Source organism: Streptomyces sp. SID14436, assembly GCF_010548465.1.
Taxonomy (GTDB): Bacteria; Actinomycetota; Actinomycetes; order Streptomycetales; family Streptomycetaceae; genus Streptomyces.
The window spans coordinates 1-13,599 of record NZ_JAAGMD010000445.1; the positions used below are offsets into that span (position 1 = coordinate 1).

At 72.7% G+C, this 13,599-nt stretch carries 13 protein-coding genes; 7 read left to right on the forward strand and 6 right to left on the reverse strand.

Features of this window, described 5'->3' with window-relative positions; all coding sequences use genetic code 11:
* The first annotated feature begins 198 nt into the window (after window positions 1–198).
* Window positions 199–1,650 (forward strand): NCS2 family permease, encoded by a 1,452-nt coding sequence (locus tag G3I53_RS15270; RefSeq protein WP_164339266.1) that lies wholly within the window; start codon window positions 199–201, stop codon window positions 1,648–1,650.
* Between the two features lie 142 nt (window positions 1,651–1,792).
* Here the strand turns inward: G3I53_RS15270 and G3I53_RS15275 are convergent, their stop codons facing one another.
* Window positions 1,793–2,266, reverse strand: coding sequence for a GNAT family N-acetyltransferase (locus G3I53_RS15275; protein ID WP_164339264.1), 474 nt, complete (start codon window positions 2,264–2,266; stop codon window positions 1,793–1,795).
* A gap of 239 nt (window positions 2,267–2,505) precedes the next feature.
* Between G3I53_RS15275 and G3I53_RS15280 the strand changes: the two genes are divergently transcribed.
* The 5 genes from G3I53_RS15280 (at window position 2,506) to G3I53_RS15300 (ending at window position 7,327) form a co-directional block, all read left to right on the forward strand.
* On the forward strand, window positions 2,506–4,035 hold the full coding sequence (locus G3I53_RS15280; RefSeq protein WP_164438444.1) for an aldehyde dehydrogenase (NADP(+)): 1,530 nt from the start codon (window positions 2,506–2,508) through the stop codon (window positions 4,033–4,035).
* Between the two features lie 99 nt (window positions 4,036–4,134).
* Window positions 4,135–4,743, forward strand: a complete 609-nt coding sequence (locus tag G3I53_RS15285; protein WP_164333721.1) for a DUF1349 domain-containing protein — start codon at window positions 4,135–4,137, stop codon at window positions 4,741–4,743.
* Window positions 4,744–4,813: 70 nt separating this feature from the next.
* The gene (locus G3I53_RS15290; protein WP_203591732.1) at window positions 4,814–5,353 is read left to right on the forward strand and encodes a GNAT family N-acetyltransferase; all 540 of its coding nucleotides are present in this window, start codon (window positions 4,814–4,816) and stop codon (window positions 5,351–5,353) included.
* Between the two features lie 67 nt (window positions 5,354–5,420).
* Window positions 5,421–6,140, forward strand: a complete 720-nt coding sequence (locus tag G3I53_RS15295; RefSeq protein ID WP_164333722.1) for a DsbA family oxidoreductase — start codon at window positions 5,421–5,423, stop codon at window positions 6,138–6,140.
* 134 nt (window positions 6,141–6,274) lie between these two features.
* The gene (locus G3I53_RS15300) at window positions 6,275–7,327 is read left to right on the forward strand and encodes an aminotransferase class V-fold PLP-dependent enzyme (protein ID WP_164438445.1); all 1,053 of its coding nucleotides are present in this window, start codon (window positions 6,275–6,277) and stop codon (window positions 7,325–7,327) included.
* 90 nt (window positions 7,328–7,417) lie between these two features.
* Here the strand turns inward: G3I53_RS15300 and thpD are convergent, their stop codons facing one another.
* The 5 genes from thpD to G3I53_RS15325 all read right to left on the reverse strand — a co-directional run bounded on the left by thpD (window position 7,418) and on the right by G3I53_RS15325 (window position 12,268).
* Window positions 7,418–8,326: an ectoine hydroxylase gene (gene thpD, locus G3I53_RS15305; RefSeq protein ID WP_164336477.1), complete on the reverse strand. Its 909-nt coding sequence runs from the start codon at window positions 8,324–8,326 to the stop codon at window positions 7,418–7,420.
* Between the two features lie 7 nt (window positions 8,327–8,333).
* A complete protein-coding gene (locus G3I53_RS15310) occupies window positions 8,334–8,732 on the reverse strand; it encodes an ectoine synthase (RefSeq protein WP_164336476.1) in 399 nt (132 codons plus the stop codon).
* Between the two features lie 37 nt (window positions 8,733–8,769).
* Window positions 8,770–10,041, reverse strand: coding sequence for a diaminobutyrate--2-oxoglutarate transaminase (ectB, locus tag G3I53_RS15315; RefSeq protein WP_164336475.1), 1,272 nt, complete (start codon window positions 10,039–10,041; stop codon window positions 8,770–8,772).
* 182 nt (window positions 10,042–10,223) lie between these two features.
* Window positions 10,224–10,730, reverse strand: coding sequence for a diaminobutyrate acetyltransferase (ectA, locus tag G3I53_RS15320; RefSeq protein ID WP_164336474.1), 507 nt, complete (start codon window positions 10,728–10,730; stop codon window positions 10,224–10,226).
* Window positions 10,731–11,164: 434 nt separating this feature from the next.
* On the reverse strand, window positions 11,165–12,268 hold the full coding sequence (locus G3I53_RS15325; RefSeq protein WP_164438446.1) for an aminotransferase class V-fold PLP-dependent enzyme: 1,104 nt from the start codon (window positions 12,266–12,268) through the stop codon (window positions 11,165–11,167).
* Between the two features lie 151 nt (window positions 12,269–12,419).
* On the opposite strand from G3I53_RS15325, the gene G3I53_RS15330 reads away from it, so the two are divergent.
* Window positions 12,420–13,517 carry an amidohydrolase family protein gene (locus G3I53_RS15330; protein WP_164438447.1) on the forward strand — a complete coding sequence of 366 codons (1,098 nt, stop codon included), beginning with the start codon at window positions 12,420–12,422 and terminating at the stop codon, window positions 13,515–13,517.
* Window positions 13,518–13,599 lie beyond the last annotated feature (82 nt).

The following is a 13,599-nucleotide window of genomic DNA, read 5'->3' on the forward strand; positions in this document are numbered from 1 at the left end:
GGGGCCGGAGCGCTGCCGCCGTCGGGCCCCGCGCCCGCCCGGTTCGTCCCGGTGCGGCGGGCCGACGCGGTGGGCCGGACGGTCCGGGAGCGGCGGCTCGCGGATTCCGTCACACGAAGAACACCCGAACTCCTCGGTGCTTGGGCACAATCCAGCCAGCATCCGCGACCACTCGCCCACGCACGAGGAGAGTCCGCCATGTCCGACACCCGGAAGACCGACCGCGCCACCACCGCCCCGCCACCCGCGGGACGGGGCCCGGACCGCTTCTTCAGAATCACCGAACGCGGTTCCACCCTCGGCCGGGAGATACGCGGCGGCTTCGCCACCTTCTTCACGATGGCCTACATCCTCGTCCTCAACCCGCTGATCCTCGGCAGCGCCCAGGACAAGTTCGGCCATCAGCTCGACACCGTCCAGCTCACCACGGCCACCGCGCTGGTGGCGGCGGTGATGACCGTCATCATGGGCGTCGGCGGCAACCTGCCCCTCGCCCTCGCCGCGGGCCTCGGACTCAACGCCGTCGTCGCCTTCCAGATCGCCCCGCTGATGAGCTGGGCCGACGCGATGGGCCTGATCGTGCTGGAGGGCCTGCTGATCTGCCTGTTGGTGGTGACGGGGCTGCGCGAGGCGGTGATGCGGGCGATCCCGCAGCCGCTGAAACAGGCGATCAGCGTCGGCATCGGCCTGTTCATCGCCCTCATCGGCTTCGTCGACGCCGGCTTCGTCAGCCGCGTCCCGGACGCCGCCGGCACCACCGTGCCGGTCCAGCTGGGCGGCACCGGCACCCTCACCGGCTGGCCCATGCTCGTGTTCTGCCTCGGCGTTCTCCTCACCGTCGGGCTGCTCGCCCGCAAGGTGCGGGGCGCCATCCTGATCAGCATCGTCGTCATGACCGTGGTGGCGCTCGTCATCAACTCCCTGGCCGATGTGCGGTCCTGGGGCCTGACCACCCCCGAGTGGCCCGACCGGATCGTCGGCGCCCCGGACTTCGGGCTGATCGGTGACTTCAGCCTGTTCGGCGCCTTCGGGCAGGCGGGTGTGGTCACCGTCGTGCTGCTGGTGTTCACGCTGGTCCTGTCCGACTTCTTCGACACGATGGGGACCGTCGTCGGCGTCAGCGCGGAGGCCGGGCTGCTCGACGAGGAGGGCAACGTGCCCCAGCTCGGACGGGTGCTGCTCATCGACGGTGCCGCGGCCGTCGCGGGCGGGGCCGCCTCCGCCTCCTCGGCGACCTCCTACATCGAGTCGGCGGCCGGCGTCGGCGAGGGCGCCCGCACCGGCTTCGCCAACCTGGTCACCGGGGGCCTGTTCGCCCTGGCCCTGTTCCTGACCCCGCTGCTCACCATCGTGCCGCTCCAGGCGGCGGCACCCGCCCTGGTCGCCGTCGGATTCCTGATGATGACCCAGGTCCGGCACATCGAGTGGGACCGCTACGACATCGCGATCCCGGCGTTCCTCACCATCGCCGTCATGCCGTTCACGTACTCGATCACCAACGGCATCGGCGCGGGCTTCCTCGCCTACGTGGTCGTCAAGACCGTGCTCGGCCGGGCCCGGGAGGTGCACTGGCTGCTGTGGGGGACCTCGGCGCTGTTCCTGGTGTACTTCGCGATCGACCCGATCGAGCAGCTGCTGGGCGTGAGGTAGCCGCACGGCGTGCCGGACGGGCACGGAGCGGGCCGCCCCCCGGGGGGAGGGGGGCGGCCCGTCCGTCCCTACAGACGGCGGCGGGGCCGCGAAGGTTCACTCACGGACCCGACTGCCCCCGGCCGAAAGGGCGGGGGCCGCCTCACGGGCCGAGCGTGAGGACCAGTTCCTCGATCTCCGCCCCCCGCGCCGGCGCGTAACCGGCGGCCCGGGCGGACACCTCGAAGCCGCACGTGCGCAGCACCCGCAGCGAGGCCGCGTTGTCCGCGGCCACGCGCGCCAGCAGGGGGCGTTCGTCCACCTCGGCGAGCAGGGCGCGCAACGCGGCGGTGGCGATGCCCTTGCCCCAGTACGCGCGGTCGATCCAGTACGTCACCTCGCGCTGGCCCGGCTCGCCGTACACCGCGGCGCTGCCCAGCACGTCACCGTCGCCCAGCACGGTGCGCGCGACGACCTGCTCGGACGCGCGGATGCGCGCCCAGTGCGCCTCGAACGCCTCCCGGTCGGCCGGGTCCTCGGGGGTGAAGGCCGCCCTGTGCAGCGACTCCGGGTCGTTCATCTGCCGGAAGAAGACCGGCAGATCGCTGTCGTGGACCGGGCGCAGGGACACGTCCATGGTGTGCGGAACCTCCGGGTGGCCAGGGTCGCGGGTGTGTGGTGCGGGACGGCCACCGGGTGGCAGCGCAGCCCGACGGCGGCCGTGGCCTCGACGCCTTCACCGCCGGGAGGCTGAAGTTATAGTCTCCGACAACAGTTCATCATTCTGGACGGCGTTCAGTATATCGAACAACACCGGCCCGATGACGTCGTACCTACTGCGGCAGTGCGAGCGGCAGTCGAGTGGAGGGATCCGCGGTGGCAGCAGCACCAGTGTGGAGTGTCGACCCCCGAACCGGGAAGCAGCGGGAACAGGTTGCGGTGGAGGCGACGCCCCAGGAGGTGGACGCCACCGTCCGCGCCGCCGACGAGGCGCGCGGCGCGCTGGCCGACCGCACCGTCCGTGCGGCGTTCCTGCGCGCCGCCGCCGAGGAGCTGGAGGCGGCCCGGGACGCGCTCGTGGAGACCGCGGACGCCGAGACGGCACTCGGCCCCGTCCGTCTCACCGGTGAACTCGCCCGCACCTGCTACCAGTTGCGGGCCTTCGCGGGCATCGTCGACGAGGGCGCCTTCCTCGACGTGGTCGTCGACCACCCCGACGAGACCGCCACGCCCCCCGTGCCGGACCTGCGCCGCTACAAGGTGCCGCTGGGCGTCGTCGCGGTCTACTCCGCCTCCAACTTCCCCTTCGCCTTCTCCGTCCCCGGCGGTGACACGGCGAGCGCGCTCGCCGCCGGCTGCCCCGTCGTCGTCAAGGCCCACCCCGACCACCCGGCCCTGTCCGAGCTGGTCGCCGCGGTCCTGCGCCGGGCCGCCGCCCGGCACGGCGTCCCCGCGGGCGTGGTCGGCCTGGTGCACGGCTTCGACGCCGGGGTCGAGCTGGTCCGGCACCCGCTGGTCGCGGCGGCGGGCTTCACCGGGTCGGTCCGCGGCGGCCGCGCCCTCTTCGACGCGGCGGCCGCCCGCCCGGTCCCGATCCCCTTCCACGGCGAGCTCGGCTCGCTCAACCCGGTCGTCGTCACCGAGGCCGCGGCCGGCGAGCGGGCCGAGGCGATCGGCGCGGGCCTCGCCGGCTCGATGACCCTGGGCGTCGGCCAGTTCTGCGTGAAGCCCGGCCTCGTGCTGGCCCCGGCGGGCGCGGCCGGCGACCGGCTGGTGAAGTCGCTGACGGACGCCGTCAGCGACACCGAGGCCGGGGTGCTGCTCGACCGCCGGATGCGCGACGCCTTCGTCGCCGGAGTCACCGAGCGGGCCCAACTTCCCGACGTGGAGTCCCCGGTGACCCCGGGCGCGGGCGGCGAGCACACCGTCAGCGCGGGCTTCCTCACCGTCCCGGCGGGCCGGCTCACCGCGGAGGGCGAGCACGACCTGCTCCTGGAGGAGTGCTTCGGCCCGGTCACCGTGGTGGCCCGCTACCAGGACGACGCCGAGGCGCGGGCCGTGCTGTCCCGGCTGCCCGGGAACCTCACCGCGACCGTCCAGCTGTCCGAGGAGGAGGCCCGCGGCGAGGGCCGCGGGGCGGAGATCCTGGCGGAGTTGACCCCGCTGGCCGGGCGGGTCCTGGTCAACGGCTGGCCCACCGGCGTCGCCGTGGCCCCCGCCCAGCACCACGGCGGCCCCTACCCGGCGACCACCTCGACCTCCACGTCCGTCGGCGGCACCGCGATCGAGCGCTGGCTGCGGCCGGTGGTCTACCAGAACACCCCCGAGGCCCTGCTCCCGCCGGAGCTGCGCGACGACAACCCGCTCGGGCTGCCGCGCCGCTTCAACGGGGCACTGGAGCGCTGACCCCGCTCCCTGATCCGGCCTGATCCGGCCTGATCCGGCCTGATCCGGACGAAAGGCCCTGAGCGCGGCGGGCGGGGGAGGAGCTGGCAGACTCCGGTGATGGACCTGACACTTCCCGAACTCCCCTTCCCGCTGCGCACCTACGGCCCCGACGGCCACTGGTCCCACGAGGACGGGGTCCTCACCGGCTGGGCCGGGCCGCGTCAGGACCGGTTCGTGCCGCCCACCGGCGAGGCGCTGGACCCCGCCGCCGACGCCCCCCGCCTGCTTGGCGCGCCCGAGGGCGACTTCCAGCTGATCGCCCGCGTCACGGTCGGTTTCGCCGCCACCTTCGACGCGGGCGTGCTCTACGTGCACGTCGGGGAGCGGGAGTGGGCCAAGCTGTGCCTGGAGTTCTCCCCGGACGTCCCGACCGTCTGCACGGTGGTCACCCGCGGGCACTCCGACGACGCCAACTCCTTCACCGTGGAAGGCAGTTCCGTCTGGCTCCGGGTCAGCCGCACCGGCCGTGCCTTCGCCTTCCACGCCTCCCGGGACGGCAAGCGGTGGACCTTCGTCCGGCTGTTCACCCTCGGCGACGAGACCAGGTCGGGGGCGGCGCTGGTCGGCTTCATGACCCAGTCGCCGATGGGCGAGGGCTGCGTGGTGACCTTCGACCACCTCGAGTACCGCCCGCAGTGGCCCGAGGACCTGCGCGACGGCAGCTGAGCCGGGCAGCCCCGTCGCTCCCGGGCCGGGGGACGGAACCGCCGGGCGGCCCGGGAGCGTCCCTCCCCGCATGATCGAAGCGCACCGGACCGTTCCGCTCCCGCTGATCAGGACCGCCCTGACCGCCGAGGCCGAGGAGGTCGCCGCGCTGCACCACCGGGCGCGGTCCACGTACTACCCCGACGGCCTCCCGGAGGACGGCACCGACTGGCCGGCCCGATGGCGGGAGGCCATCGGACGGCCCGACGGGACCGTGCTGTGCGCGGTGCGGGACGGGCACCTGGCCGGCATCGCCTCCTTCCGCGTCCCGGACGGCGGCCCGGCGGACACCGTGAAGCTGTTCCAGTTCCACGTCGAACCGGACCTGTGGGGGAGCGGCATCGGCGCCGCCCTGCACCGCGCCTGCGCCGAGCAGTGGCGCGCGGACGGCCACCGCGGCGCCGTGCTCGACGTGCACGTCGGCAACCACCGCGCCCGGCGCTTCTACGCCCGCCACGGCTGGAGCCCCGACCCGCTGCACCCGCCCGCCCCGGACGACCACCACCTCCGACTGCGGTGGTCCGTACCGGCACGGAGCCCGGGAGACGGCGCCGGGAATGAACCGAACTGATGGAACGTTCACGCGCACGACGGAGGGAGTCTCCGTTCTTCCGTGCGACGTGGAGAGTGTCTGCCCGATGCGTGTCGAGATCTGGTCCGATATCGCCTGCCCCTGGTGCTACGTCGGAAAGGCCCGCTTCGAGAAGGCGCTGTCGGCCTTCCCGCACCGCGACGAGGTCGAGGTCGTGCACCGCTCCTTCGAGCTGGACCCGGGCCGCGCCAAGGGCGACATCGAGCCGGTGCTGACCATGCTCACCCGCAAGTACGGCATGAGCGAGGAGCAGGCACAGGCCGGTGAGGAGAACCTGGCCGCGCAGGCCGCCGCCGAGGGCCTGCCCTACCGCACCCGGGACCGTGACCACGGCAACACCTTCGACATGCACCGCCTGCTCCATCACGCCCGCGAGCACGGCCGCCAGTCCGAGCTGCTGGACCTGCTGTACCGGGCCAACTTCGCCGAGGAGCGGTCCGTCTTCGACGACGACGAGCGTCTTGTCGGCCTCGCCGTGGACGCCGGTCTCGACGCGGACGCCGCCCGCAAGGTCCTCGCCGACCCCGAGGCGTACGCCGCCGAGGTCCGCGAGGACGAGCGCGAGGCCGCGCAGCTCGGCGCCCGCGGGGTGCCGTTCTTCGTCCTCGACCGCTCCTACGGCGTCTCCGGCGCCCAGCCCGTCGAGGTGTTCGGCCGCGCGCTGGCCCAGGCCTGGGGCGACCGCACCCCGCTGCGCAGCGTCGTCGGCGACGACACGGACGCCGCCGCCTGCGGCCCGGACGGGTGCGAGATTCCGCAGCGCTGAACGCGGCCCGCACGTCACCGCCGCCGGTGCGGATCCGGTCCGCGCAGGTCGGGCGGCACGTATAAGGGGTGCTTCGCGCCGCCGTCGGGAAATCGGTGATGGACGGGGAGATCCGCACGCCGCACAGTGGACGGATGGAGACCTTCGAGAACCTCGTCCGCGCCGAGTTCACCCCGAAGAACACCTACCTCAACACCGCGAGCAACGCCCTGCTGCCGGCCCGTACCGTGACCGCCCTCGCCGAGGCGGCGCGCATGCGGGCCGAGGGCCGTTCCCTCGACCCGCTGTACGACGACGTCGAGGCGTCGCGGGCCGCCTTCGCCCGGCTGGCCGGGGTGCCGGCCGAGCGGGTCGCCGTCGGCAGCACGGCCGCCCTGTACACCGCGCTCGTCGCGGCCTCGCTGCCGCCGGGCGCGGACGTGCTCACCGCCGAGGGCGACTTCGCGTCCGTGGTCAACGCCTTCCACGTGCGCGGCGACCTCAAGGTGCGGGCCGTGCCCCTGGAGCGGCTCGCCGAGTCCGTCCGCCCGGGCACCGCCCTGGTCGCGGTCAGTTCCGCGCAGTCCGCCGACGGCCGCGTCGTGGACCTGCCCGCGCTGCGGGAGGCGGCGCGCGCGCACGGGGCGCGCACGTACGTCGACCTGTCCCAGAGCGCCGGCTGGCTGGACATGGACGGCGACGCCCACGACTACGGCGTCTCCATCACCTACAAGTGGCTGCTCGGCCCGCACGGCGCGGCGTTCCTCGTGGTGCCGGAGGACTTCGGCGACCTGCGGCCGGTGCAGGCCGGCTGGGTCGCGGGGGAGGTGCCCTGGGAGAGCTGCTACGGGCCGGTCTCCGACCTGGCGCGTTCAGCGCGGCGGTTCGACACGAGTCCGGCCCTGTTCACGTTCGCGGGGCTGCGCGCCTCGCTGGAACTCGTCGAGGAGCTGGGGGTGGACGCCGTCCGCGCCCACGACCTGGCCCTGGCCGAGCGGTTCCGCGCCGGACTCGCCGAGGCCGGGCACACCCCGGTGCCCGCGCCCGGCTCGCCCATCGTGTCGGTGCCCGGTCTCGGCCACCGGCGGCCGGAGCTGGCCCGGGCGGGCATCCAGGTCTCGGACCGCGCCGGCCGTCTGCGGGCGTCCTTCCACCTGTACAACACGGCCGACGACGTGGACCGGCTGCTGGACGCCCTGTCCGGCTGAGCGCACGGCAGCGGGCCGGTGCCTCCCTGTCCCACACGAGGAGGCCCGGCCCGCGGTCCCGTCGGGTGCGTCACCGCACCCTCGTACCGGCTACTTCACCGGGGTGAAGTCCCGCGCCCCGATGAACTCGGGACGGCGCACGGGAGCCGCGAACGGCTCCACCGCCGTGTTCTCGACGCTGTTGAACACGATGAACACGTTGCTGCGCGGGAACGGCGTGATGTTGTCGCCGGAGCCGTGCATGGCGTTGCAGTCGAACCAGGTCGCCGAGCCGGCCCTGCCGGTGAACAGCTTGATGCCGTGCTCGGACGCCATCGAGGTCAGCGCCTCGTCGGACGGAGTGCCCGCGTCCTGCATCTGCAGCGACTTCTTGTAGTTGTCCTTCGGGGTCTCCCCCGCGCAGCCGAGGAACGTCTTGTGCGACCCCGGCATGATCATCAGACCGCCGTTGGTGTCGAAGTTCTCGGTCAGCGCGATCGACACGGACACCGTCCGCATCCGGGGCAGACCGTCCTCGGCGTGCCAGGTCTCGAAGTCCGAGTGCCAGTAGAAGCCACTGGCCCCGAAGCCCGGCTTGACGTTGATCCGCGACTGGTGGACGTACACGTCCGAGCCGAGGATCTGCCGGGCCCGGCCGACGACGCGCTCGTCGCGCACCAGGCGCGCGAACACCTCGCTGATCCGGTGGACCTCGAAGACCGAGCGGATCTCCTTGGACTTCGGCTCCACGATCGACCGCTCGTCGGCCCGGATGTCCGGGTCGGTCACCAGCCGGTTCAGCTCGGCCTGGTAGACGGCCACCTCGTCCGCGCCGATCAGTTCGTCGATGGCGAGGAAGCCGTCGCGCTCGAACGACCCCAGCTCGGCCGGGGCGAGCGGTCCGGGCGCGTCCGGGGCACCCCAGACGACCGGGTCCTGACGCGGGGTGAGCACCTCGGTGGCCCCACGCGTCGGGTAGAGGTCGGGGACCTTGGTGTCGGGAGTGGTCGCGGTGGTCATGTGAACCTCACACCTCCTCGGTGAGCAGCGGATAGACGCCGTTCTCGTCGTGGTCCTCCCGTCCGGTGACGGGCGGGTTGAAGACACAGATGCAGTGGAAGTCCTCCTTGACCTTGAGCGTGTGCCGCTCGTGGCCGTCCAGGAGGTACATGGTGCCGGGCGTGATGGTGTACGTCTTCCCGGTCTCCCGGTCGGTCAGCTCGGCCTCGCCCTGCGTGCAGACGACGGCCTCGATGTGGTTCGCGTACCACATGTCGGTCTCCGTACCCGCGTACAGGATCGTCTCGTGCAGGGAGAAGCCGACCTTCTCCTTGGCGAGGACGATGCGCTTGCTCTCCCACGTGCCCGACGCCGATTTCACGTGCCGGTCGGTGCCTTCGATCTCCTTGAACGAACGGACGATCACGGTTCTGCGATGCCTCCTAGGCTGTGGTGTGTGTGGGTCAGGCTGTTTCGCGGACGGCGCGGGCGAGCGTCGTCAGACCCTCGTCCAGCTCGTCCGGAGTGATGGTCAGGGCCGGCAGCAGCTTGGCCACCTCGCTCTCGGGGCCGGACGTCTCGACCAGCAGCCCGAGCTCGAACGCCCGCTGGGCGACCTTCCCGGCGCGCTCCTTGTCGTGGAACTCCATGCCCCAGACCAGCCCGCGGCCCCGGTACTCCTTGACGTCGGCGAGGTTCTCCTCGGTGATGGAGATCAGCGCCTGCTCGACCTGCTCGCCGCGCGAACGGGTCTGCTTCTCCATCGCGGACCCGTCGGCCCAGTACGCCTCCAGGGCCGCGGTGGCCGTGACGAAGGCGGGGTTGTTGCCGCGGAAGGTGCCGTTGTGCTCGCCCGGCTCCCAGACGTCCAGCTCGGGCTTGAACAGGGTCAGCGCCATCGGCAGGCCGTAGCCGCTGATCGACTTGGACACGGTGACGATGTCGGGCGTGATGCCGGCCTCCTCGAAGGAGAAGAAGGCACCGGTACGGCCGCAGCCCATCTGGATGTCGTCGACGATCAGCAGCATGTCCTGGCGTTCGCACAGCTCGGCCAGGGCGCGCAGCCACTCGGGCCGGGCGACGTTGATGCCGCCCTCGCCCTGCACCGTCTCCACGATCACCGCGGCGGGCTTGTTGAGGCCGGAGCCCTGGTCCTCCAGGATCCGCTCGAACCACAGGAAGTCCGGGACCTGGCCCTCGAAGTAGTTGTCGAACGGCATCGGGGTGCCGTGCACCAGCGGGATGCCCGCGCCGGCCCGCTTGAAGGCGTTGCCGGTGACGGCGAGCGAGCCCAGCGACATGCCGTGGAAGGCGTTGGTGAAGGACACGATCGCCTCGCGGCCCTTGACCTTCCGGGCCAGCTTCAGCGCGGACTCCACGGCGTTGGTGCCCGTGGGGCCCGGGAACATGACCTTGTAGGGCAGGTCGCGCGGGCGCAGGATCCAGTTCTGGAAGGACTCCAGGAAGGCCCGCTTGGCCGTGGTCGACATGTCCAGGCCGTGCGTGACGCCGTCCCGCTCCAGGTAGTCGATCAGGGCGCGTTTCAGGACGGCGTTGTTGTGGCCGTAGTTGAGTGAGCCGGCTCCGGCGAAGAAGTCGAGGTACTCGTGGCCGTCCTCGTCGTACATGCGGCTGCCGTGCGCACGGTCGAAGACGGTGGGCCAGCCGCGGCAGTAGCTGCGCACCTCGGACTCAAGGGTCTCGAAGACGCTCAGGTCGGGCTGGGTGATGGTCACGACGAATCGCTCCTCGGTGGCGTGGGAGGTCAGAGGGAGTCGGGCGGTCGGCGGACCGGCCGGCCGCTGGGGCCGGGCGGGCGCGCCGGATCGACCGGGCCGCGCGGGCGGCCGCGATCGAAGGTCGGAAGGGGATCGGATCGGTCGGCTCCGTGGACCGGCAGGCGGGCCGGTCGTGCCGGTCAGGACGTGAGTGGTCCGATGCGGTACAGCACCTCGGGGTCGTGCGGGCCGTCGGGGAACTGGCCGGCCTCGAACAGCACCTCGCGCTCCAGCCCAGCGCCGTGGCGCTCGGCGAACGCGGTGAACAGGCGCTCGGAAGCGGTGTTGCCCGGCGTGATGGTGGTCTCCACGGTCGTCACCCCGCGCTCGGCCGCGGTCCTCGCGGCCAGGCTGTCGAGCATCGCCGCGGCCAGGCCCCGGCCGCGGTGTGCCCCGTCGACCGCGACCTGCCAGACGAGCAGGGTGTGCGGGCTGTCGGGGCGTACGTATCCGGTGACGAAACCGATCGGCTCGCCGCTCTCGTCGCGAGCGACGGCCGAGGTGGCGGCGAAGTCCCGGCACCACAGCAGATAGCTGTACGACGAGTTCAGGTCGAGGACCTTCGAGTCCCTGGCTATCCGCCACAGCACGGCTCCGTCCGCCACGGTGGGGCGGTCGATTTGCAGGTCTGCTTGTGCGGCAGTCATGCGAATTGAATTTACCGAGGGAAATTCAAAATTGCATCGCCCGACGGGGTTACGTATGGGCTCGGTCTGTGTTATCACGCGGGCGTGTGGGGACGCGCGAGCTCTGGGCGTGATGTCCTGGTTCGTGCCGGAAATAGGGCGCAAAACGGGCGCCCTGTGAAGCCGGTCACAAGTATGTAACTCCGGTGACCGGTGTCCGGATTACGTCGGTTTCCGTTCTCGGAATCGTTGCGTTTAGGCCCGGAAAAAGCGGGCAGAAGAAGATGGGAAGCTGCTCTGGAATGTAATCACGGGATAAGCGGGAGAATCAGCCGGGGATTGTGTGTTCAGCATTTTTGATAATCCCTCCGATTCACGTTCCGGTCACCTCGCGGCCACGCTCCGGAAGCAAGGCGGCGCCGACCGCCGGGCCGCCTTCCGCCTCTCCTGCGGCCCTAGCGCCGGCCCGCACCCTCGGCCGCGCGCAGTGCCTCGTCCAGACGCACCGGGACACCCTGCTCCGTCAGCGCCGTCGCCAGCGCGGTCAGCGCCGCCCGCACCACCCCCGGCGTCGCGTCCGGGCCGTAGTGGTTGACCCGGATCATCTCCTTGGCCAGCGCCCCGCCGCCCGCACTCAGCGGCACCCCGGGATCGGCCGCCAGCGCCCGGGCCACCAGCTCCGAGGCCGACGTCCCCGACGGGGCCCGCAGCGTCGTCGCCACCGGGGCCGCCTCCGCCGCGTCGTGCACGTACGGCTCCAGCCCGCCGCCCAACGCCAGGGCCCCCGCCCGGGTGGCCGCGGCGGCCGACGCGTGCCGCGCCGTCACCGTGTCCAGGCCGACCGCCTCGATCTCGGCCAGGCACGCCTCCAGCGCCAGCATCTCCAGCTGCGCCGGAGCGTGCGGCAGCGCCCGGCGCCCGGCGTCGACCCAGCGCTCCTTCCAGTCCAGCAGGGACAGGTACGAGCGGCGCGGCGCCCCCGGGTTGGCCGCCATCCGCGACCAGGCCCGCTCGCTCACCGACACCGCCGACACCCCGGCCGGACCGCCCATCGCCTTCTGCGCGCCGATCACGCACAGGTCCACGCCCCACGCGTCCACCAGCACCGGCTCCGCGCCGACCGAGGCCACCGCGTCCAGGTAGAACAGCGCGCCGTGCTCCCGGACCACCGCACCGATCTCCGCGACCGGGTTGGTGTTCCCGGTCGCCGCCTCCGCGTGCACCAGGGAGACGAAGCCGATCTCCGGGTTCCGCGCCAGGGCCTCACGGATCTGCCCGGCCTTCACCGCCGTGTGGAACGGCACGGCCAGGTCGATCACCGTGGCACCGCAGTCCCGCAGCCAGCCCCCGAAGGTCTGCCCGTAGGGACCGGTGATGACGTTCAGGGCGGTCGTGCCGGGACCGGCGGTCCCGCGGATCGCCCCCTCCAGCGGCAGCAGCGCCTCGCCCTGCATGATCACGACGTCCTGCGTGGTGCCCAGCAGCCGCGCCACACGGTCCTCGATCGAGGCGAAACGCGCGGCGCTCAGCGGGGCCAGGCCGAGGAGGGGATGGGTCACTGCGGTGCTCTCTTCACTTCGCGGACGGCGCGCGCACGGCACGGGAGGGCACCGGTGCGACGCACCACGACGTCATCGACTGTAACCGCATCCCACCCCCCGTCCGGCCCGGGGTTTCTCGCGCCCGAGGGCCCTGATTAGGGTGCGGGGCATGAGCGAACGCGCGGTGCTGCACGTGAAGGGGCGGATCCTCGCCGGGCCGGACGAGGACCAGGTCCACGACGAGCTGTGGGTGGTCGACGGACGGATCACCTACGACCGGCCCGGCGGCGCCCGGGACGTCCGCACCGTCGAGGGCTGGGTGCTGCCCGGCCTCGTCGACGCCCACTGCCACGTCGGCCTCGACCGGCACGGCGCCGTCCCCGACGAGGTCGCCGAGAAGCAGGCACTCACCGACCGGGACGCCGGCGCCCTGCTGCTGCGCGACGCCGGTTCGCCCTCCGACACCCGCTGGGTCGACGACCGCGACGACCTCCCGAAGATCATCCGGGCCGGGCGGCACATCGCCCGCACCCGCCGCTACATCCGCGGCTACGCCTGGGAGGTCGAGCCGGAGGACCTGGTGGCGTACGTCGCCGAGGAGGCCCGGCGCGGGGACGGCTGGGTCAAGCTGGTCGGCGACTGGATCGACCGCGACCTGGGCGACCTGTCCGCCTGCTGGCCGCGCGGCGCCGTCGAGGCGGCCATCGCCGAGGCCCACCGCCTGGGCGCCCGGGTCACCGCCCACTGCTTCGCCGAGGACTCCCTGCGGGACCTGGTCGAGGCCGGGATCGACTGCGTCGAGCACGCCACCGGCCTGACCGACGAGACCATCCCGCTGTTCGCCGAACGGGGCGTCGCGATCGTGCCGACGCTGGTCAACATCGCCACCTTCCCGGACCTCGCCGACGGCGGGGAGAGCAAGTTCCCCCGCTGGTCGGCCCACATGCGCCGGCTGCACGAGCGCCGCTACGAGACCGTGCGCTCGGCCTACGACGCCGGCATCCCCGTCTTCGTCGGCACCGACGCGGGCGGCACCCTCCCGCACGGGCTGGCGGCGGACGAGGTCGCGGAACTGGTCCGGGCGGGCCTGCCGCCCGTCGACGCGATCGCGGCCGGCACCTGGGCGGCCCGCGCCTGGCTGGGCCGCCCCGGCCTGGACGAGGGCGCCCCGGCGGACCTGGTCGTCTACGCCTCCGACCCGCGCGAGGACGTCCGCACCCTCACGGACCCGCGCCGGATCGTCCTGAACGGCCGCGTCGTCGGCTAGCCGGTGTGCGAGCCGGGCGGGCTCCGGGGCGTACCCGTGCGCCGCCTGGCGCTCGCCCGCGGGAGCGTATGCCGAGGGCCGG